17 protein-coding genes are annotated in these 21,783 nt (G+C 44.5%); 12 read left to right on the forward strand and 5 right to left on the reverse strand.

Going from position 1 to position 21,783, the window contains the following annotated elements; translation table 11 throughout:
* Positions 1-130: 130 nt before the first annotated feature.
* The gene (locus tag NST94_RS14265) at positions 131-550 is read right to left on the reverse strand and encodes a TetR-like C-terminal domain-containing protein (RefSeq protein WP_339282093.1); all 420 of its coding nucleotides are present in this window, start codon (positions 548-550) and stop codon (positions 131-133) included.
* Positions 547-1,677 (reverse strand): glycosyltransferase family 61 protein, encoded by a 1,131-nt coding sequence (locus tag NST94_RS14270; RefSeq protein WP_280752945.1) that lies wholly within the window; start codon positions 1,675-1,677, stop codon positions 547-549. The genes NST94_RS14265 and NST94_RS14270 overlap by 4 nt, the downstream gene beginning before the upstream one ends.
* Positions 1,678-2,029: 352 nt before the next feature.
* On the opposite strand from NST94_RS14270, the gene NST94_RS14275 reads away from it, so the two are divergent.
* On the forward strand, positions 2,030-3,010 hold the full coding sequence (locus tag NST94_RS14275; RefSeq protein WP_280752946.1) for an aldo/keto reductase: 981 nt from the start codon (positions 2,030-2,032) through the stop codon (positions 3,008-3,010).
* A 460-nt stretch (positions 3,011-3,470) separates the two neighbouring features.
* Here the strand turns inward: NST94_RS14275 and NST94_RS14280 are convergent, their stop codons facing one another.
* Positions 3,471-4,334 carry an AraC family transcriptional regulator gene (locus tag NST94_RS14280; protein ID WP_076217573.1) on the reverse strand — a complete coding sequence of 288 codons (864 nt, stop codon included), beginning with the start codon at positions 4,332-4,334 and terminating at the stop codon, positions 3,471-3,473.
* A 143-nt stretch (positions 4,335-4,477) separates the two neighbouring features.
* Between NST94_RS14280 and NST94_RS14285 the strand changes: the two genes are divergently transcribed.
* On the forward strand, positions 4,478-5,974 hold the full coding sequence (locus NST94_RS14285; RefSeq protein ID WP_339282094.1) for a glycoside hydrolase family 43 protein: 1,497 nt from the start codon (positions 4,478-4,480) through the stop codon (positions 5,972-5,974).
* 350 nt (positions 5,975-6,324) lie between these two features.
* Here NST94_RS14285 and NST94_RS14290 read toward each other — a convergent pair whose 3' ends face one another.
* On the reverse strand, positions 6,325-6,480 hold the full coding sequence (locus NST94_RS14290; protein WP_280752948.1) for a hypothetical protein: 156 nt from the start codon (positions 6,478-6,480) through the stop codon (positions 6,325-6,327).
* Positions 6,473-7,381, reverse strand: a complete 909-nt coding sequence (locus NST94_RS14295) for an AraC family transcriptional regulator (RefSeq protein ID WP_076184576.1) — start codon at positions 7,379-7,381, stop codon at positions 6,473-6,475. Before NST94_RS14295 ends, NST94_RS14290 begins: the two co-directional genes overlap by 8 nt.
* Before the next feature lie 156 nt (positions 7,382-7,537).
* On the opposite strand from NST94_RS14295, the gene NST94_RS14300 reads away from it, so the two are divergent.
* The 10 genes from NST94_RS14300 (at position 7,538) to NST94_RS14345 (ending at position 21,771) form a co-directional block, all read left to right on the forward strand.
* Positions 7,538-8,128, forward strand: a complete 591-nt coding sequence (locus tag NST94_RS14300) for an SDR family oxidoreductase (protein ID WP_076125657.1) — start codon at positions 7,538-7,540, stop codon at positions 8,126-8,128.
* Positions 8,129-8,143: 15 nt separating this feature from the next.
* The gene (locus NST94_RS14305; RefSeq protein WP_076184577.1) at positions 8,144-9,127 is read left to right on the forward strand and encodes an aldo/keto reductase; all 984 of its coding nucleotides are present in this window, start codon (positions 8,144-8,146) and stop codon (positions 9,125-9,127) included.
* A gap of 289 nt (positions 9,128-9,416) precedes the next feature.
* Positions 9,417-11,231 carry a hypothetical protein gene (locus tag NST94_RS14310; protein WP_280752949.1) on the forward strand — a complete coding sequence of 605 codons (1,815 nt, stop codon included), beginning with the start codon at positions 9,417-9,419 and terminating at the stop codon, positions 11,229-11,231.
* A gap of 170 nt (positions 11,232-11,401) precedes the next feature.
* The gene (locus NST94_RS14315) at positions 11,402-13,762 is read left to right on the forward strand and encodes a glycoside hydrolase family 95 protein (protein ID WP_280752950.1); all 2,361 of its coding nucleotides are present in this window, start codon (positions 11,402-11,404) and stop codon (positions 13,760-13,762) included.
* 179 nt (positions 13,763-13,941) lie between these two features.
* A complete protein-coding gene (locus tag NST94_RS14320; RefSeq protein WP_051491014.1) occupies positions 13,942-14,835 on the forward strand; it encodes an ABC transporter permease subunit in 894 nt (297 codons plus the stop codon).
* An 18-nt stretch (positions 14,836-14,853) separates the two neighbouring features.
* Positions 14,854-15,717, forward strand: a complete 864-nt coding sequence (locus NST94_RS14325; protein WP_076125649.1) for a carbohydrate ABC transporter permease — start codon at positions 14,854-14,856, stop codon at positions 15,715-15,717.
* Between the two features lie 171 nt (positions 15,718-15,888).
* Positions 15,889-16,914 carry a response regulator gene (locus NST94_RS14330; RefSeq protein WP_280752951.1) on the forward strand — a complete coding sequence of 342 codons (1,026 nt, stop codon included), beginning with the start codon at positions 15,889-15,891 and terminating at the stop codon, positions 16,912-16,914.
* Positions 16,914-18,740, forward strand: a complete 1,827-nt coding sequence (locus tag NST94_RS14335; RefSeq protein ID WP_280752952.1) for a sensor histidine kinase — start codon at positions 16,914-16,916, stop codon at positions 18,738-18,740. The genes NST94_RS14330 and NST94_RS14335 overlap by 1 nt, the downstream gene beginning before the upstream one ends.
* A gap of 209 nt (positions 18,741-18,949) precedes the next feature.
* On the forward strand, positions 18,950-20,512 hold the full coding sequence (locus tag NST94_RS14340) for an extracellular solute-binding protein (protein WP_280752953.1): 1,563 nt from the start codon (positions 18,950-18,952) through the stop codon (positions 20,510-20,512).
* Between the two features lie 59 nt (positions 20,513-20,571).
* On the forward strand, positions 20,572-21,771 hold the full coding sequence (locus NST94_RS14345) for a glucuronate isomerase (RefSeq protein ID WP_280752954.1): 1,200 nt from the start codon (positions 20,572-20,574) through the stop codon (positions 21,769-21,771).
* Positions 21,772-21,783 lie beyond the last annotated feature (12 nt).

A 21,783-nucleotide genomic window follows, 5' to 3' on the forward strand; every position in this document is an offset into this window, starting at 1 on the left:
GAGCTGAAAACTACCAAATAACGTCATCTGGGACCGAAGTCCTTAAAAAGATGTGTAATCTATCGGCGTAATTAATGCCCGATAAAAAAGAGCGGCGATTCACCTATTATAGGAGAATCGCCGCTTTTTTTTAAAAATTCCTCTCTAATAACGTTCCGAGTTGTTCAGCCAAGACTTGATAGGTCACAGGTCTTTCATTCTTGAACCACCATTCCACTACCCCTGCATAAGCTGATGCAACAAAACTAATAATAACCTCTTCATTTAACCCTAGGTTTATTCCTGCGGTGACATTTACTTCATGCCGAAACTCGTCGAGAAGAAAGTTTAAGAAACGATTTCGGAAATAAGGAGCACCTTTACTCGCTAGCATCATAGAGAAGAAAGAATAATTTCTATCGAAGTATTCCGTCCAGGTCAACGTTGCCTCGATAAACCCCAATTCAGACGCCGATTCACAAAGTGTTCTTAGGACCTCTATATGTTCTTCGCAAAGCAAAATATGCTTTGCGCTTTTTGAATTCGAGAAAGTAGTAAGCATTCTTCTCATTCCAAGCCTGCCAGATGCATCGTTTGTTTCAGACGATCTACGTTCACATAGATGTCCTCCAATCCTGGAAAACGAATCGCAGGATCGGGTACACCTTGCCCGTACACCATATAATATTCGAGATTATTATGGTTGCTGATCATCCAATAGGTTGGAACAACATGCTGGGCATGGAAAATTTCAATGACCTGTGTTCCAGGCTGGCAAAAAGCCAGATTAGCGAGTCCAGCACCATGTGGACCTACGATTACTTTCGCTGAGGCGAATAATTGGATTTGCTGGGCAACCGTCCAGTCCTCTAGACAAATCGGTACGATATTAAAATTCTCAAGGCAGCGGATGACATCATCTTCATTAACCAACCGTCTTGAGCTTGCTTTTTTTCGTGAGATATAAAAACGTTCTGGAGTGACTAGTGTTGTTTCTCTATGCGGTAACAAAAATCTCCGCAGTGTATCCGTGGTCCAAGGAGGATAATGTGAATTCATCATTAAGGAAGGGACAAGTAGCTGGTCAGCCTGAACATATGCTTCTGAATTCGTCCGGATCACCCATGACTCGGATATCCCAAGCATGGCCCACGTTTGTTCCACAAAGGGTCCATACGGATTTGGATTCATGATAATAGTGGAGTAAGTGATTCCGCTCGATTGAAGCATCGCTAATCTAGGAAGCACATCATACATCCAATGAAAATAGTTATGGGCTCCGCAAAAGGTTAACACCGCCGCGGTCCCGGCAAAATGTTGAAGCTGCGGATCATTCCACCGGTGAAACACTGGGTGCTCATCTGCTTCAAGCATCCTATATTGCTTGGCGTCATATTCTTGGGAAAGATCAAAGATCAATTTCCCTTCTGGTGTTAGAACAGCACCAGATTCTCCCCATACCTTCCCTCTGGAAATGGTGGCAACGTATCCGCCAAAGGGCTCTAAACAATAAGGTGTTAGTGCTGGAGCAATACTCGTTTCAATGCTTTTAGGCGCTCTGAACTCAGCCGCCCGTCCGAAGTCAAAAGGAACGACATTCCCAGCTTCCTTTGTACTGTTTTCGTTGTGGGAAGTAAAGTCCCAGATGCTTTGGTAATATCCTTGGGGTGGTACCCCTTGTGCAGAAAATAACATCATGTCACCTCATATTCCCAAGTAGAAGCGCAGAAAACTTATTAAGCTATTTTATGAAATGAAGAATCTTCGGACACAGACTTACACGGAAAGAGGCGGATGAACAAGATTTGATTCAAATGCTGTTATTACTTGATTAATAGGCTTGACATGGACTTGGATTGAATATAAATTCAGTTTATTCAAACGCCGTTTAAATCATCGATTAGGTGCAATGTACTGCCGGAAGTGTTAACTATTCCCCAGTTCCTTTTCATCGGTATGCGTTGGAGCTGTTTTATGAATTAATATGTACCCCTTTAAGATAGGGCATTAAGATATTACAATTTAATTGGAAAGTGTGGATTCGAGATAAATGAAATATACAAAACTTGGAAAAACGGGGCTGGACGTATCCCAACTGTGTTTAGGTTGTATGAGCTTTGGCGTTGCCGAACGTTGGATCCATCAATGGGTGCTTGATGAGAAGCAGAGCCGTGTTATCATAAAAAAAGCGCTTGACCTGGGTATTAATTTTTTTGATACAGCGAATGTATACTCCGATGGAACAAGTGAAGAAATCGTTGGACGAGCGCTTAAGGATTATGCCAATCGAGACGAGATTGTTTTAGCAACTAAGGTCTTTAACCGTACGCATGAAGGTCCGAACGGAGCAGGATTATCCCGGAAAGCAATTATGAGTGAGATTGATAAGAGTCTCAAGAGATTGGGAACAGATTATGTAGATCTATATCAGATTCATCGCTGGGATTATCACACACCTATCGAAGAAACGATGGAAGCTCTTCATGATGTAGTGAAGGCTGGTAAGGCAAGATACATAGGTGCCTCAGCAATGTATGCTTGGCAGTTTCAAAAAGCGTTATATGTAGCGGAGAAAAACGGTTGGACCCGATTTGTATCTATGCAAAATCATCTCAATCTTATCTATCGTGAAGAAGAACGAGAGATGTTGCCGCTTTGTAAGGAAGAGAATATTGGTGTTATTCCCTATAGTCCCCTTGCATCAGGAAGACTTACGCGAGACTGGGCGGTATCAACTCATCGTTCAGAAACTGATCAGATTCAAAAATCTAAATATGATGGAACTGCCGATACCGATCAATTAGTCGTGGAGCGAGTTGCGACAATCGCCGAAAAACACGGTGTTCAACGGATTCATATCGCTCTTGCTTGGTTGCTTCAAAAAGAACCAGTTACAGCACCTATCATCGGGGCTACAAAAACATCGCATCTCGAAGATGCCGTAGGTGCGTTATCCATTACTTTAACCTCTGAAGAAATTGCGTTTTTAGAGGAGCCTTATGTACCACATTCCATCGTTGGTTTTAATTAATAAAAAATCAATGGGGGAGGATAATCCCGTAGAGCCGAAGTCAGCGATGTTTATCAACGTTTAACTGTATTTCGTACAACTATATTCCTTCAAATCACTCAGCTCGGGGATATAAGTGTACTTCGTACATCTATTCCCTTGATTTTCTACCCATTAGGTAGGTTTGGTTGTTTTTAGTTGTATAAAGTGCAGTTAAAGTATGAAGGTTCTTTCTGCGTACGGAATAAGTGTATAGAATGCAGTTATCTCCCAGATTCCATTAAAACGTAGAGCTACATGAATGCGGAGAGGAACTTCCGATCGCCTCAAGTTCAAGGTTTGTTAAAAGCGATTAGCGACCATTAGTCTGTTTATATTCACTTGCCCATAATCTGATCAGGTAATGCGCATTGATTCAAAAACACCAGGGAGTGATTTTCCAATAATAGGAGAATCGCTGCCTGGTGTTCTTTTTTTACCCTCAAAGCTTGTTCCTATAGACCTTGGGTGACATCCCATAGATTTTAGTGAATTGGCGAGTAAAATAATTACTATCACTAAACCCGCATTCATGTGAGATTTGGGTGATACTGAGATTAGAATGCTTTAATAACCCGCAAGCCCGTTCCAGACGTAAACGATGAAGATAAGCGATCGGGGTTGTCTGATAGTAGGAGCGAAAGATCCGGTTTAAGTGTCTGACTGATATGTCCGAATGTTTGGCGATCTGATCCAGTGTTAACGGCTCAAGATAACGATCTTCCATATATGAGAGTGCATTCGCCAAATGCATCAGATGGTTCCCCTGAATCCCTTTTTCCTGTGGGTCATATTGTCTGGACAAATAGACGACCAGTTCCATAAACTTGGAGCCCAGCATGGTCTGATAACCCTGTAGCTTGTTGTGATATTCTTCAATCATGCCCGCAATGAGAAAAGAGACATACTCCAGGTTAGGAATCGGCAAGCTGAGTTTGCTTGTGTAGGAATGTTTATGGCGATACAGGGGTTCCAACACAAATAAGGCTTGAAAGCCGTTGGATGTCCGCAAATCTGCCCCAGCTGTCGATAGCAATTCAGGCTGAAACATAACATTGCAGATCTTGAAATCCTGAGGATCTTTAAAAGCATGCGGGGTCGAACCATTAATTACAAACACATTTCCCTTTTTGATAAAAGACTCCTCAGTATTAACAATATGTGTAGCTGTGCCACTCAATACAATTACGAGCTCTGAAAAGTCCGCATGTCTATGTAGATCGGTGTCTTCGTCATGATAGCCGTATTGAATAAAAAATGGAAATTGACGATCAGATGTAAACCATTTTAAATAAAATTCACTCAACTCGTTACCCTCCAAAAGCTTGTCTAGATGAATGTCTATATCATGCTATTTTAGGACCGAATAATCAAGGCTTTCTATCCAGTTGAAGCAGTATAATCCTTGACATAGGTTTCAGTGATTAAGATAGAGAAGGAGAATACTACATGAAATATAACAATCCGATTATCCCGGGGTTTTATCCAGATCCAAGCATTTGCAGAGTAGACGAGGATTATTATCTGGTAAACAGTTCATTTGCCTATTCTCCGGGAATACCCATTTGGCACAGCAAGGATTTGGTGCATTGGAAGCAGCTTGGGTACTGTTTGACTCGTGAGAATCAGCTTCAATTTGATGAATCCGTGGTGTCCGGAGGTGTTTGGGCGCCGACTCTTCGTTATTATAACGGTCGTTTTTATATGGTTACGACAAATCAGGATAGCGGAGGTCATTTTTACGTTTGGGCGGATGACCCGGCAGGTGAATGGTCGAATCCACTTTATGTGGAGCAGGAAGGCATTGATCCCTCCTTGTTTTTTGACGATGGAAAGGTTTATTTCACAAGCACAGGCTCCGAGCAAGGGATGGGGATCTACCAATGTGAGATTGATATTGAAACGGGTCAAAAGCTTAGCGATACACGCTTGATCTGGACTGGTAGCGGAGGGAAATTCCCTGAGGGTCCACATCTTTACAAAATAAACGATTACTACTATTTGATGTGTGCGGAAGGTGGGACAGAATATGGACATATGGAGACTATTGCAAGAAGTAGATCGCCATATGGGCCTTATGAATCGTCTCCTCACAATCCCATTTTGACACATCGAAGTTCAGATTACCCCATTCAAGCTACAGGGCATGCCGATTTAATTGAAGCTCAGGATGGTAGCTGGTGGGCGGTATTTCTGGGGATTCGACCAGTAGGTTATCCTTACCGTCATCATCTTGGCAGAGAGACATATTTGGCTCCGGTTCAGTGGACGGAGGAGGGGTGGCCAATGATTGGTGATAACGGAGTGGTTGGTTTAGAAATGGAAGCTGACCTGCCTTCACCAATGCCGTGGGAAGAAGAGCCTGAAACCGACGATTTTGATCAATCTGACCTAAGAATGAGCTGGAATTTCATACGTAATGCTAATAAGGTGGATTGGTCATTGCAGGAACGGGGAGGGTGGCTAGCTTTACGTGGATCAGATGTGAGATTAAATGAGAAGGGTACGCCTGCTTTTATTGGCTGTAGACAGCGGCATTTGAATTGTGAAATTACCACCAAAATGGAATTTAGCCCTCTTGAGGGTGACGAAGCTGGTCTTGTAGTTTTTATGGATCAGAAGTATCACTACGCAATTGGACTAACGCAGATGGAAGGTGAAAATGTTATTACGCTGCGCAGACAGGTAGGGAGCATTAGTGATGTGGCATATTCTTCGGCTTTCGAAGGTACAGGGGTAGAATTGAGAATCCAGGCATTACCTGAAAAATATATATTTTACTATCGAGGTGTGGATCAAATATGGCATCTGCTTGGCGAAGCCGAGACACACTTGATATCTACTGAAGTCGCAGGCGGATTTACTGGAGTATTCTTCGGCATGTATAACTACTCTCCTTATGGAACAACTGCTTATTATGATTGGTTTAGCTATCAAAAGAAATAAAAGGCGGTCGGCTACGTGATCGTCAGAAAAAGCAGTGTTAGCTTGTGAAAAATACAAAGCAGCGATTCTCCAAGTATGGATGAATCGCTGCTTTGTGTTTTTTGGTTGTTGTTGTTGTTGTTTGGATATCGTTGTTTTTTTGTCGTCGTTGGTTGTCTCCCTCAGCTTGTATTTATCAACCTCTTGGGCTTAAGGACTCAGAGGACGTTATTTGCATATTAATCCCTTTTTAAGCATAGTTTCGGACCCCAATGCAGCTATTACTTCGAAATAGATTCATATTGAGTGTTTTCTGAGCCAATAGCGGCTATGCGGTCCTTTAGCATCCCAAATGTGAGATAATACTACGTTTAAGGTCCCATGGGTCCGATAGTGATCAGCAGATAGGATAAACCTGATAGGACCAGCCCGATAGAATCAGCCTGTGCGCAAAGGTTACCCATACAAGTTGGTGTTAAGCTGATAGTTCCATATTGTGAATGACGAACACGTTCGCTTTTATCCAATGAGCATATCTTCCTTCAAACGCTTGATGTCTGCTCTAGGTGGTGAACCAAACATCCGAGAATATTCGCGGCTGAATTGTGATGCACTTTCATAGCCAACTCGGAACGCGACATCCGCTGCATCCGCTGATTCAGATAATAAAAGGCGGCGAGCTTCCTGTAAGCGCAGATGCTTTTGAAACTGAATAGGACTCATGGCAGTTACCTCTTTGAAGTGTCTATGGAACGAAGAAATACTCATACTGGCTGTTTCAGCAAGCTCTTCAATCCGCAAAGGTTTATCACAGTTCTCGATAATCTGTTCGATGGCCTCCCGAATGCGGTAGGTGCTGCTACCTTCCATCGCAATTTGAGCGAGTGTAACTCCATAGGGTCCCTGCAGAAGCCGGTATAGAATTTCATCAGTATAAATCGGAGCCAAAAACGGAATGTCCTTGGGATCATCCAGCAAACGTACCAATCTCAGGATCGCATCCAATAGTGGTAACTCTATCTGCCCGACATACATAGCGCGCTTAGCATTTTCTTTCGGAGCGAGTTTAAATTCGGAATCATTTAGTACTTTCAAAATCTGACTCTGCGTGAATTCTAGCTTAAAGCTTAAATAGGGTGCGTTGGGAGAAGCTTTTATAATCTGACCGATAACGGGTAAATTCATTGATGATATTAGATAATTTGCGGGACCATACTCAAAACGCTCCTTGGCCAATAAGATCTCCTTTGTTCCCTGCGCAATGAAACATAAAGAAGGTTTGTATACTCTGTATACTGGCTCGGTCACATTGGAGTTACGAATCACAAACAATGAGGGGATAGCGGTCTCATATACTCCATCCTGGCTCGAATGATGTTCAATCAATCTGGCGAGTTCTTCTTTCCGCTCTAGTAATTCTTTAGACATGTGCTCCTCCTAATGTTTTGTTCTTATTCAATTATAAAGTAAAAACATCTTTTGTGTTAGTGATAGTGAGAGGAATAGGCAATCATTTAAGATAATTGAGATAACGGCGTTCACTTCATTTATCGCATAATTAGAACTAAGAAAGGGGTTTTGAAATTGAGCAATGTTTTGATCATAGGCGCTAATGGCGGAATTGCACGACATGCGATTGATTTGTTTTTGAACGAAACCGATGCCCGCTTAACACTTTATCTCCGTAACTCGGACAGATTAAGCCATATAACATCCAGCCGTGCTCGAGTAGTTGAAGGAGATGTGTTGGATAGTGAGCAATTAAAAGAAGCGATGATCGGGCAAGATGTTGTTTATGCTAATCTGGCAGGTAATTTGGAGAAAATGTCTAAGACTATCGTTGAAGCAATGAACACCACTGGTCTTAAACGTTTGATTTTTATCAGCTCAATGGGCATTTACGATGAAGTTCCAGGAGAGAAGTACAGCAGTATATTGGATCCATATCGTAAATCTGCAGAAATTATTGAAGCTTCAAATCTTAACTATACAATTCTGAGACCTGGATGGTTTACCTATAAAGACGAGATAGACTACGAAACAACTCAGAAAGGTGAACCTTTTAAAGGGAGAGAAGTGTCGCGAAAAAGTGTGGCTGCATTAGTTGTTAAATTGGCCGAGTCACCAGATATGGAAATTCGCCGCAGTTTAGGAGTAAACAAACCCAAAATCTAAAGGAGACACAAACTAATGGAATATACAAAACTTGGTCGTACTGGTTTGGATGTATCTAGAATTTGTCTTGGTTGTATGAGTTACGGAGTACCTGAACGTGGAATGGCTCCGTGGTCGCTAAATGAGGAGCAGAGCAGACCCTTTATTAAAAGAGCCCTGGAGCTTGGCATCAACTTCTTTGATACGGCTAATGTATACTCTGACGGAACAAGCGAAGAAATTGTCGGACGTGCCTTAAAAGAATTCGCTCGCCGCGATGAGGTAGTCATTGCTACAAAGGTGTTTTTCCGGATGCATCAGGGACCAAATGGAGCAGGACTTTCACGCAAAGCGATTATGACCGAAATAGACAACAGTCTAAAACGGCTGGGCACAGATTATGTGGACCTATACCAGATCCATCGTTGGGATAATGACACTCCTATCGAAGAGACCATGGAGGCCCTTCATGACGTAGTAAAGGCAGGTAAAGTTAGATATATTGGAGCGTCCTCTATGTATGCTTGGCAGTTCTTGCAGGCACAGCATGTTGCTGAGCGTAACGGTTGGACTAAATTTGTCTCTATGCAAAATTACTTGAATCTACTCTACAGGGAAGAAGAACGGGAAATGTTGCCTCTTTGCCGGGAAGAAGGAATCGGTGTGATCCCATGGAGTCCGCTTGCTAAAGGTCGACTAACCCGTGATTGGAATGAACAAACAGCTCGTTCAGAGATAGACGAAGTCGGAAAGGCATTTTATGCAAAAATGGCTGAGGCTGACCGCAAGGTTGTTGAGGTAGTTGCCGAAATTGCGGCAAAGCGCGGGATTCCACGTGCCCAAGTAGCGCTTGCTTGGGTTCTGCAAAAAGAGCAAGTAACATCGCCTATCATTGGTGCAACCAAAGCAAATCATCTGGAGGACGCCGTTGCAGCGGTATCAGTGAAGCTGGAGCCAAGTGAAATAGCGAGTCTGGAAGAGCCTTATGTGCCACACCCAGTTATAGGAAATCTAAGCTAGATAAAAAGCGTGATACCCTTGGGGATCGCGCCTTTTTTTTACCTAAGCTAAACTTTCATCTACCATTTAGTGCCTTTAGAAACTTGTCTTTAGTTTGGCTTAATCGTTGCTCAGCACCATGCGGGTGCAAGGGTTTGCATAAATAGGTGAATAAGAAAACACATTCCAATCGATAAAAATGACATGTTCATTCTTCTTTAGCCAAGGTAATATGTATCCGACATGTGAGAGTGAATATAGAAAAGGAGATGAACTCTTTATTATTAATTCCACATTGAAGCATACGCACATGAATACTGAAATTGGCCAACCAGCCATCCTCAATCCAAGTCAGGTGTACCCGACGGTTTCCTTCACACCGTGTGTTAACGGAAGGGTTGCCGGTGAATTGATTTTTGATAGAACGAAACTGGTGACTGAGTTGCCTGAGACTCCTATGGTTAAAGACTCGTTAATGGAATGGACACCGTTAGGCACGGCTGATCTACTGGGTACTTATGAACTGCGAATGACCCTCAAGCAGGACGGAAAAGCTCCTCAGTATGACTCATATTATTTTACCGTGCTGGATCCAAAGAGCATCCCCGCGGGACAGAGCACAATTGCTTTCCTTGGTAACGATGGAATGATGATGTATACCGGTGATTATCGAGGTAATCGGATCTTGGACTTTTCTAATGCGGGTTATAGGGGTGGTGGTGTTGAGATCCCGAATATTCCCGTTAAGTCGACCGTTCTACCCTTGGACGGAGACGCGACGGAACGTATTCAGGTGGCAATTGACCAGTTGGCTATGCTCCCGCTCGATAAGAACGGATTCCGCGGGGCAGTCCTGTTGAAAAAAGGCAGATATGAAGTCGGAGGCACGTTGTTCATTAAAGCAAGCGGGATCGTCCTTCGCGGTGAAGGTCAGGAAAAAGAGGGCACTATTCTCTATGGTACCGGAGCGAAACTGCGAAATCTAATTGAAATTGGTGAAAATGCAGATCTTATGCTGGACAGCAACTCGAAGCAGATGATTTCAGATTTGTATGTACCCTCAGGCTCGCGTTCTTTCCATGTAGAAGACGGGGGTGCTTACAATGTAGGCGATCAGATCATAGTCCGCAGAATAGGTAATAAAAATTGGATTCACGAAATTGGTATGGGTAACATCTATAAGCGCCCGGGTGGAACCGTAACCCAATGGTCACCGTTCAATCTGGATTTTGACCGAGTCATCACTGCTATTGTAGGTAATACGATTACGGTCGATGCCCCATTGGCGAATGCTATCGAACGTCAGTGGGGCGGCGGAGAGATCTATAAATATACGGACGATGTCCGCATTCAGCAGGTTGGGGTAGAGAATATGAGGGTAGAGTCCGATTTTGACCCAAGTATTATAGATATTAAGATGGATAACGATACAACAGATCCTTATTATGCGGACGAAAAACATGCTGAACGCTTCGTCGTGTTCAACAGTGTGAAGAATGGCTGGGTTCGAGAGGTGAGAGGTTATCATCTGTCCTATTCTCTCGTTCAAATGAAGCGTTATTCCAAATGGATTACGGTTCAGGACTGTCAAATGTACGATATGATCAGTGTGGTTACTGGGGGTCGCCGTTATGTCATACATCAGATGGGCCAGCTAAATCTCGCTCAACGTATTTATACAGAGACGGCGCGGCATGCGTTCACCGTCGATAGCTGGGTACCGGGGCCGAATGTATTTCTGGATGGAGAAGCTGTTAAAAATTATAACACCAGTGAACCTCATCATCGCTGGTCAGTCGGAGGCCTGTTCGATAATATCAAAGCTCCCATCTCTATTCGGGATAGGGCGTGGTTAGGCAGCGGACATGGTTGGGCAGGTGCGAATTATGTTACTTGGAATACACACGGAGAGCTCACTTTACAGCGGCCACCAACCGCTCAAAATTACGCCATTGGCCATGTTGGTAGCAAGGTACCCGGACTGGTTCCTAACGATTATGATTCCCGGCCCCGTGAAGATGGATATTGGTGCAGTTGCGGTCAACATGTCGTCATTAATAGTCTCTACAAGCAGCAGCTGATGGAACGTTTAGGTCGAAATGCGCTCAGTAATATAAAAAAATAATTTACAGTAGGGTGCGGAATTTTCCGCATCCTTTTTAGTGTGGATCATAAAAAAACACAACCCCTAACAATCTATGCCATGGAGAGACATCAGGATCAAGAGTAGCATAGGAAGTGGAGTTACTGACGAATGATATGACCTGAAAATAGGAAAGGCCAGGTGAACAAGAGTTGAGTGAAAGAAGACGAGCGAAACAAGAGGTGGCATTACCGGCAACCAAGCAGGAATCAGAACGTCTTCGATTATGGTATACAAGCCCGGCGTCAAATTGGAATGAGGCTCTTCCCATAGGAAATGGGCGCCTCGGGGCAATGGTGTCCGGTATGATCGGCCAAGATAAAATCCAGCTTAACGAAGATTCAATTTGGTACGGCGGCCCTGGACGCGCAGCTAATCCTGCAGCTCAGCCATATTTAACAGAGATTCGGCAAATGTTGAAAGACGGCAGGCAGGCGGAGGCAGAACATTTGGCAAGAATGGCTATGACTGCTTCACCAAAATATGAGCAGCCGTACCAGCCACTTGGAGATTTGATTTTAAAGTTTCTGGATTCCAGTGAGGTTATAGAAAAATACGAGCGGGAGCTCGACTTAGAGCAAGCAGTCGTTACGGTATCGTACCGTTGTGGCGGGGTTCGCTATTACAGGCAATATTTTATAAGTGAACCGGACGGTGTATTGGTAGTCCGATTGACAGCTGACAGACTTGGCAAGATCACGTTGGCTGCGAATCTTATGCGTCGTCCGTTCGATACCGGCTGTAGCACTGGTCCTGCAAACACAGTTTTAATGAATGGGGAATGCGGAGCGGATGGCGTTCACTTTTGCACAACACTAAGGGCAGTTCAACAAGGAGGCCGCCAGAGGCTCATCGGGGATTTCATCTCTATTGAGGGGGCAGACTCCGTCACCCTTATGCTGGCAGCGCAGAGTACCTTCCGCGTAGATCAACCTGAAAAAGCCTGTCTAGAGCAATTGGATCAAGCTACGGCTCAGTCTTTTGCAACTCTAATAAAGCAGCATAAGGAGGAATACAAGTCCCGGTTTGCTCGATTTTCAATCGATTTAACTAGGGGTGGAGACCTGTACGCTGAGCTTCCTACCGATAAGCGATTACAGCGGTTACAGCAAGCAAAAGATGAAAGAAGCAATCCCAATGAGTCTGGTGATCCGGGACTAGTTGCACTATATGTACAGTATGGGCGCTACTTACTGCTTTCCAGTTCTCGACCAGGTACGTTGCCTGCTAATCTGCAAGGCATATGGAATGAGAGCTTTACCCCGCCATGGGAATCAAAATATACAATTAATATTAACCTCCAGATGAATTACTGGCCTGCCGAAGTCCTAAATATGGCTGAATGCCATGAACCGCTGTTTGATCTGATCGAACGGATGCAGTTGAACGGTCAAGAAACGGCAAAAGAAATGTATGGCTGTCGCGGTTTTGTTGCTCATCATAACACTAACTTATGGGCGGAAACCCGACCAGAAGGCATCCTAATTACCTGCACGGTCTGGCCAATGGGTGCTGCTTGGTTATGCCTTCATTTGTGGGAACACTACCGGTTTGGACTGAACCTTTCTTTTCTCAAGGAAAGGGCCTATCCAGTGATGAAGGAAGCAGCGATTTTTCTGCTTGATTACATGGTAGAGGAAGGTGGCTTACGAATTACTGGGCCTTCTGTCTCCCCGGAAAACCGATTCCTTCTTTCGGACGGAAGCAGCGGCAGCCTCTGTATGGGACCATCCATGGATTTGCAAATCGCATATACATTGCTATCCGCCTGTTCGGAAGCGGCATTAATTCTCGGAGAAGAAGATACAATGTTTCTCTCTGAACTACATGAGACGCTTGAACACATTCCACAGCCGAGTGTGGGCAGTCAAGGACAGATTAAGGAATGGCTGTTTGACTACGAAGAGCAAGACGCAGGTCACCGGCATATTTCTCAGTTGTTCGCATTACATCCGGGTGAACAGATTGACATGAGGCACACCCCTGAGCTTGCCACAGCAGCCCGGCGAACGCTTGAACGCCGCCTTAACGGAGGTGGAGGTCATACCGGCTGGAGCAGGGCATGGATCGTCAATTTTTATGCCCGTCTCGGTATGGGTGCGGAAGCCTATGAGCATTTAATTAAACTGTTAACCTCCTCCACGTATTCGAATCTTTTAGACTGCCATCCACCCTTTCAAATAGACGGAAACTTTGGTGGAGCAGCTGGGGTAGCAGAAATGCTGCTGCAATCCCAACGAGGAGAACTTCGACTATTACCTGCGCTTCCCAAGGAGTGGTCTTCAGGCAGCATAAGGGGGATGAGAGCAAGAGGTGGTTTTACCGTTGATCTTTCTTGGAGCCAAGGAAAGCTTGATGAAGCGACGGTTCACTCTACGGTTACCGCTGAATATCGAATTTGGTCTGCCGTTCCGCTCGATCTTTCAGAACAATTTCTTATTAGCAATGGTCAGGGCTTCGAATATACTTTTTCTTCGGTTGCAGGGAAGTCCCGCAAGATTCGTGCACAATAGTCAATCGTAATAAAACACAGGCAAGCCGAAAAATCTCCATTTTGAAGACCTGGATATTGGATTAACATTAGCCATACAACAAAATCCAAACTGCAACCAAAGGAGCGATATTTATGCCACAACAAGTGCCAGCCGCATTGCCAGCGAGCAGGCCAGATCTTTCCCCATTCCAAAGACGAATGACCAATTTGCGCAAATATAAAGCGCTGTATCTCATTTCACTTCCGGGCATTATTTTTTTTATCGTATTTAAATACTTACCCTTGGCGGGTTCCATCATGGCCTTTCAAAACTACAACATATTCAAAGGTTTTACAGGCAGTCCGTGGGTTGGCCTTGATCAGTTCCGGCGGATGTTCACCTATCCAGAGTTTTTGAGAATTCTTGAAAATACTATCCTGATCGGCCTATATGATATGGTCTTTGCTTTTCCGGTTCCCATAATATTCGCGCTCCTTCTTAATGAAGTGAGAAAAGCTTTCTATAAACGGATTTTGCAGACCGTCGTTTATTTGCCTCATTTTCTCTCATGGGTCATTATTGGGGGGATTATGATCGGCATTTTGTCCCCAACGACAGGTATCGTGAACCAGATCTTAAATGCTTTTGGGCTCGACTCCGTTTATTTTCTGGGCGAGGACTCGTATATTCGTACCATCCTGGTTGGAACAGGCATATGGAAAGACAGTGGATGGGGAACTATTGTTTATTTAGCCGCACTCGCTGCTGTGAATCCTGAGCTGTACGAAGCGGCCCGGATTGACGGAGCAAATCGTTGGAAACAAACCTTATCTATAACGATCCCGACGATCTTGCCAACTATCATGATTATGTTCCTGCTTCATATCGGTAACTTCCTTGATTTTGGCTTTGAGCGAGTGTTTGTATTTATCAATTCGCTTAATGAGACCAATGGAGATATTCTCGATACTTATATATACCGAGTGGGTCTTATTGATCAGCAATACAGCTATACAACAGCTATAGGCCTCTTTAAATCGGTCGTCGGACTGTTGCTAGTCATGATCGGGAATACGCTTAGCAAAAAAGCATCAGGGGATGGACTTTACTAGAGAGGAGTCGAAGAGTAAATGAAAAATAAAGGTCGCCTGTTTGACGTTTTTAACTATATATTTCTGATGCTGGTCGGGTGCTTGATGGTCTTCCCTCTGCTGCATGTGCTCGCCAAATCATTTAGCAGCACTCATGCCATAAATGCAGGCGAGGTTAAGCTATTCCCTGTAGATTGGACGCTTATGAATTATCAAGTTATTCTTGGGGATACCTCCATCTGGAGAGCTTTCATGGTAAGTATATTTATTACAGTTGTCGGAACGCTTATTAATCTGATTTTAACTGCTTCACTGGCCTATCCTTTATCCAGATCCGAATATTCGATGCGCAAGGGAGTTCTGATTTTAATCCTAATTACGATGATATTTCACGCTCCGCTCATACCGAACTATATGGTCATCAAAAACTTGCACTTGATCGACTCTTTATGGGTATTAATCATCCCATCGGCCATCAGTGCATATAACCTGTTCATTATGCGTTCTTTTTTCTCAGCCCTGCCTACTGAGCTGATAGACAGCGCGCGAATGGATGGAGCGGGAGAGCTGCGCACGATGTGGAGCGTCATCCTTCCTTTGTCCAAACCTGTTATGGCAACTATGGGCTTGTTCTACGCGGTATCCCATTGGAATTCTTATTCATCGGCGTTGTATTTTATCAATACACGAGCGCTTTATCCACTTCAGCTGCGGCTTCGGGAAATCGTACTGAGTAACGACCTTGGGCAAGCGGGCAGCTTATTAGAAAACGTAAATGAAGTATCTCCGGCAGGTGTGCAAATGGCAGTTATTGTCGTCTCCGTCATACCGATTATTATCGTGTATCCGTTTCTGCAAAAGTATTTTATCAAAGGGATGTTAATCGGATCTATTAAGTCTTAAATCAACCAGCTTGCATCATCCTTTAAAAGAAACAGCCATCTGCTTATCAAAATATGGTAAGATATAATCCAAACTCAAAAATGGAAGCGTTGCCAATGATCGCAACTTCAAATCAATTTCATACCACAAGACAACTGATTCTGATTCCATTCCGGAAGGGATTTGATACAAGTGCGAGTATTGATTGTAGAAGATGAGCCTGTCATTCAAAAAGGATTGGTGAAGATGGTCCAGCGTTATCCGGTCTCATTCACCGCAATTTATACAGCCGACGACGGAGAAGCAGCTTTAGAAACCATCCAGAAGCTAGAACCGCATTTAGTGCTGACAGATTTGCGCATGAAGCGGATGGATGGCCTTGATTTATGTGAACGAATTCACCGTGATTACAGTCATGTCCAGGTGGCAGTCATTTCCGGGTACAATGACTTTCAATATGCACAACGAGCAATGGCTTATGGCGTTAAACGGTATTTACTGAAGCCGGTTCTCCAGCAGGATGTGCATGATATGCTGAGAGAACTGATATCAGGCATGACAGGCAGCATTATTCCTGTTCATAAATACGTGGATTGGGCCGAACAGCTGGAACAACACATCTGGCTGCTGCAACGTGATGAGACTAACCGTCTGCTTGATGAAAGAGAAACATCCGGTTTTTTTGAAGGATTGAACGTCTTTAGCATGGATGCAGTGCTGAATGATTGTCTGCAAATGATCGTAGATCGCTTGGAACGCCGAGGCTGGAAGCCTCAGTCCCGGTGCTGCGGAGATGTGAAAGCCGCCAATACGAAAAAAGAAACGATGTTAGCATTTGTCGCGATAATAAACGGTATACTTGCGGAGCTGCAGCTTACTCGCAAAGGCAACTATAAGGACCCGGTTGAAGAAGCAAAAGCTTTCATTGATAAACATCTGGCTGAGGATGTATCGTTAGAAGAAGTAGCCAAACGGGTGGGACTTGCCCGCACCTACTTCAGCGCATTATTCAAAAAAATGACGGGAGAAACCTTTGTACACTATCGGATCCGGAGACGAATGGAGGAAGCGCGCAGACTTCTTGCCGTACCCACCATGACAATCAGTGACATCTCGATTCATGTAGGCTACGAGGATTATCCTCATTTTACGAAGACGTTTAAAAATCATGTGGGTGTATCACCTTCGGAATACCGTGCTTCGTTTGGCATTGAATAATGAGAGCAACCCTCAGCCGGAAGCTGCTATTTTATTTTACCATTGTCATCTTACTTTCCCTGTCAGCGCTGGGGATTTCCTTCTACAGCATTTCTGCCAAGCAATTGCAGGCAAGCACTGAAAACCAAATGATTCAGATCGTAAATAATGCAGTTCATCATACCAATCTCTATATTTCATCCTATCAACGGTCGACAGTGGCGCTACTAACGGATTTGAGAGTTAAAAGATATATTGATCTATCAGCAGACCGTGAGGAATATGAAAATTACCGCTACACGACCGATATACGCGATGCTATTGTTGAACCTGTATGGATTCGCAATCCCGAGATTGAAGCCTTATATATTATCGGGTATTCCGGGAATGCGCTTTATTATTATAATGGCGGTTCAGCGCCATCTTTTACACAGGAAGACACCGCTAGACAGATCCGGTATTTCAAAGAACATACAGATGTCAGTGGACAGTTGAATGTAATCAATTACAGTATCCGTGGGGATCAAACGCCGATGTTGACCTTAATCCGCAGCATTCGCGGTCTTCAGTCACCAGAGATGAAAGGATTTGTAGGCATCGAAGTCAAAGCGGAGGAACTCTCTACGTTATGGAAAGGAATCGATCTTGGTCCCGAAAGCTATTTTTTTATTGTAGATGGCGAAGGCAGGATTCAATATCATAACGATCAAAACAAAGTAGGGACGTTGATTCCCGATAGTCTTGGCAAGCAAATTGAGCAAGCAGGAGAGGCGATGTTCCGCAGTTCGGCAGAGGGCGTGGAAAAATCTTATATCAGCCGTAATGCGGAATATTCCGGTTGGCATCTGGTTGTATCCATCCCAGACACTCAGCTGCAAAAGCCGCTAATTACCATCCGGAATTATATTATTGTTGTCGCGATTTTGACATTTATGATAGCGCTGTTTCTGGCAAGCCGATTTGGTAAGTCCGTTACTACACCCATCCGTATACTGATGAAAGGAATGAGCCAGACCGAAAAAGGAAATTGGGAATTAATCTCCCTTCCGAAAAGCCAGGATGAGGTCACTGGGCTTATCGTTCGTTACAATCTGATGGTAACCCGCCTGTCAGAGCTTGTGGACACCGTGTATCAGTCAGAACTGAAGAACAAGGAAATGGAAGCTGAGCGGCAGAAGGCCGAATTCCAATCCTTACAGCTGCAGATCAACCCCCATTTTTTATACAATACGCTCGAAACGGTGGTCTGCTATGCAGTAATTCAGGATTCAGATGAAATATCAGAAATCGTCGGAGCCCTCTCCTACATGCTGCATTATTCGGTGCGCACCAATCTTGAAGAGATAACCGTAGCAAATGAGCTGAAGCATGTCATCCATTATATGGTCATTATCAATCACCGGATCGGAAGGCCGTTTGAAATCGATGTGCGGATAAAACCTGAAATGCTTCTGCGCAAAATGGTCCGCTTGACCTTACAGCCACTTGTGGAAAATGTGTTCCAGCACGCCTTTCGTTATGGTGTTGAAGATTATCACACGATTACGATTGATGCTGGAGAGGATGGCGATATCTTCTGGGTCAGCATTACGGATAATGGCAGCGGGATGACCCCGGAGCGGCTTGAAGAACTTCGCCTCAAACTGAGCGAAAATCGACTCGCCGATGTGGAGGAAGGGAAAGGAAGCCCAGGCGGCATCGGTGTGCAAAATGTTCATCGCCGGATTCAGCTTGTCTTCGGAGAAGAATTCGGCGTTGACGTAGAAAGCAGTCCAGATTGGGGAACACGCATGATCATGAGAATGCCGATTTCCGGAAGGAAGGAACAGGAAGAGCTTAACGCATAGGCGCTTCTCACCGAAGAGAACGAGGATCAAAAGGCTGTCCTGAGGTCCGAACCGCGGACTTTTGGGGATGGCCTTTTTTTATAACGACAACCGATCACAAAAAAACACATCCCACAATAATCCACCCCATGGGAGTGCTGATGATACAGCTTTATGATGGGTACAGGTAAACCAAATACCTTTTTATACTAATAAGGGGGATTATCCAGATGAAAAAATGGGTTAGTCTGATCCTATCCACGGCGCTTGTCTCAAGTCTCGTCGCAGGATGCGGAAGCAATGAAACATCGGACGGTAACGTCGATGCAGCAGGCGAATCAAAACCGCTTAAATTTAGTATTTCGTTAAACACAAGCGGAAACGCTTACACGGAAAGTTCTAAAGACATTAACACCGATAAGTGGGTCAAGGAGTTGGAGAAACGGGCGAATGTCGATTTAGACATTAAGTTAATTCCTTTGAAGGACTTTGATTCCAAAATGGCTGTTATGTTTGCCGGCGGTGATATCCCGGATGTGGTTCAAAATGTCGGAGGGGCTACGGATAAATCGATGGCTGGGTCGGTTCAGGCTGGTGTTTTTATGCCGCTGGATGATCTGCTGAAGGAGAATGCGCCCAACCTGATGAAGGTTGTCCCGCAGGAAGCATGGGATGAAGTCAGCTACGACGGAAAAATATATGGCATTCCGACTTGGCTCAGCAATCCGTCTCGACGTGCCACCTTTATCCGAACAGATTTATTGGAGAAAACCGGTCTTCCGGTACCTGTAACGATTGAGGATTTCTTGAATGTGCTGCGCGCTTTTAAGAAACTCGGTGTGAGCGCTCCTTATCAAATGCGTGAGAACTTCAAGTATGCAGATATCGCATTTGGTGCATATGACGCGCTTGGCTATCAGTTTACAGAGGATAATGGAGAGATCGTACCCAAATTTTATAATTCCGAGAATATGGAGAAAGCACTGAACGTATACAAAACGATGTATGACGAAGGCCTCATTCAGAAGGATTTTGCGACAATTCAAACGGCACAGTATGGTGAAAATATTGCTGCAGGTAATGCAGGAATCTGGACAGCTAATGCGCAGAATCTTCTGGATTTCCGGACCCAAATCGCCGCATCCAATCCAGAAGCGAAAGTGGATATTATCTCGTCGCCAACCGGTGACAATGGACAAAAAGGATACGGTTTGTATAGTTCGGTCAATACCTCACTGTATATCAACAATAAGGTCAGTAAAGAAAAGGCTGCCCGGATTGTCCAAATGTTTGAATGGATGCAGACCCCGGAAGCCAGTAATTTCTATAGCTTTGGGATTGAAGGCGAGAATTACACGGTAAAAGACGGAAAAGTTGATTATAAGCTGCCAGAGAACAAGGCTGCCCAAGATGAAGAGAAATTCCGCACACAGCTGCGCTGGGTAGGGGACGGAACAATCAACCGCGAACGAACTGAGCTGCTTACGGGTGGTAAAGATGTTTTGAAAGCATTGGATGAAACTCTGAGTAAAGAAGGCTTAGGGGGCATCGGATTTGTACCTGATCTGGAGTCTTTCAGCAAGTTCCCTGATCTTGCCTCCAAACGTCCCGATCAGGCACCAAAACTGATCATAGACCATATGGTCAAAATGATTTATGGCAAAGAACCGATTAGCGATTTCCCAAAAGTCATCGAGGAATATAAGCAAAAGGGCGGCGAAGAAATCTTAAAAGAAGCAACAAAACGCTACAAAAATAATGAGGGAATCCTTAATCAGCAAAGCCGGAAATAGATAGATTCTCAGGAAGCCTCTTCATTCGAAGGGCTTCCTGCCAGTTAGGAGGGAGAACAATGAGTCAAACTGCTTTGTGTGATGAAATCATGCGTCTGCCTGTAATCGATACACATACCCATCTCGTCGGCGATAAGCTAAACGCGGCTGACTTCTGGGAAATAGCCGATTATTTCTGGTTGAACCAAGAGCTTCAGTCAGCAGGATATCCGGCGGATGCGGACCAACTTTCGAATGAGAAACGGGCTGACTCTTTTGTTAGAGCTTACCACGCTTCCCGTAATACGATGATGAATCGTGCTTTTACAGCAATCATGAAAGATTTGTACGGTATCTCCATCACTGATTCAGAGTCGGTGTTCAAAGCGGATATAACGGTTAAACAGCAAAGTAACGATCCCGGCTGGGCGGAAAACGTAGCTGACCGCCTGCATGTGCAGCGGTTTATTGTAAACCGTCCGGAGCATGCCAACTTTGCACACATGAGAGAAAATGCTCTACTGATTCCTCGAATTGACTCCTGGCTGCTTGAGCTGGCAAAGAATATTGCAGATGCCTCTGATCCCAGCCGGGAAGCGGCTTATACTCAAGCGAAAAAGTTTATTAGCGAGCAGCTGCACTCATATCAGACGATGGGCTGTCCGGGAATCATGACTACGTTGCCAGCCTTTGAAGCCAATGCTCATGATGTTTACAATCTTAGCAGCGTAACTGGACCGGATGAAATCATGATGCTGCTCCTTCATCATATCTGTTCGGAACTGCAAGTAAGAGGAATGTTCTTGCAGCTGTTTCTCGGCGTCGAACGGAGATGGTGTAATACATCGGCTGCGCCAGTTAACGATCCGCTGCGGGTTGTTAAACTGTATGGTTTGTTTGAACGGTATTCCATTCCGTTTGAGCTGGTGGTGGCTTCAGAATTAAATAACCTGGATATTGTGCAGGCTGCATGGAATTTCCCTAACGTTCATGTAGGTGGGATGTGGTGGTATAACTTCAGACCCAGTACCTATTTGCAGAGCATGCAGTATCGGTTGGAGGCACTCGCCCCGCTCAAGTGTTCGCTCATTGTCTCGGATGCGCGCTGTATCGAATGGACATATGGCAAGCTGCTGATCGTTAAAAAAATACTTGCGCGCTTTTTGGAAAGTCAAATAGCGGAAGGCTGGATCAGCCGGGAGGAGGCGCTGAATATTGCTGCGGAATGGCTACATGGCAGTGCTGCTAAACGTTATGGACTAACAGATGTAAAGCAATAAGCCGTGGAGGTA

The organism is Paenibacillus sp. FSL H8-0282, from assembly GCF_037963825.1.
Taxonomy (GTDB): Bacteria; Bacillota; Bacilli; order Paenibacillales; family Paenibacillaceae; genus Paenibacillus_AQ; species Paenibacillus_AQ odorifer.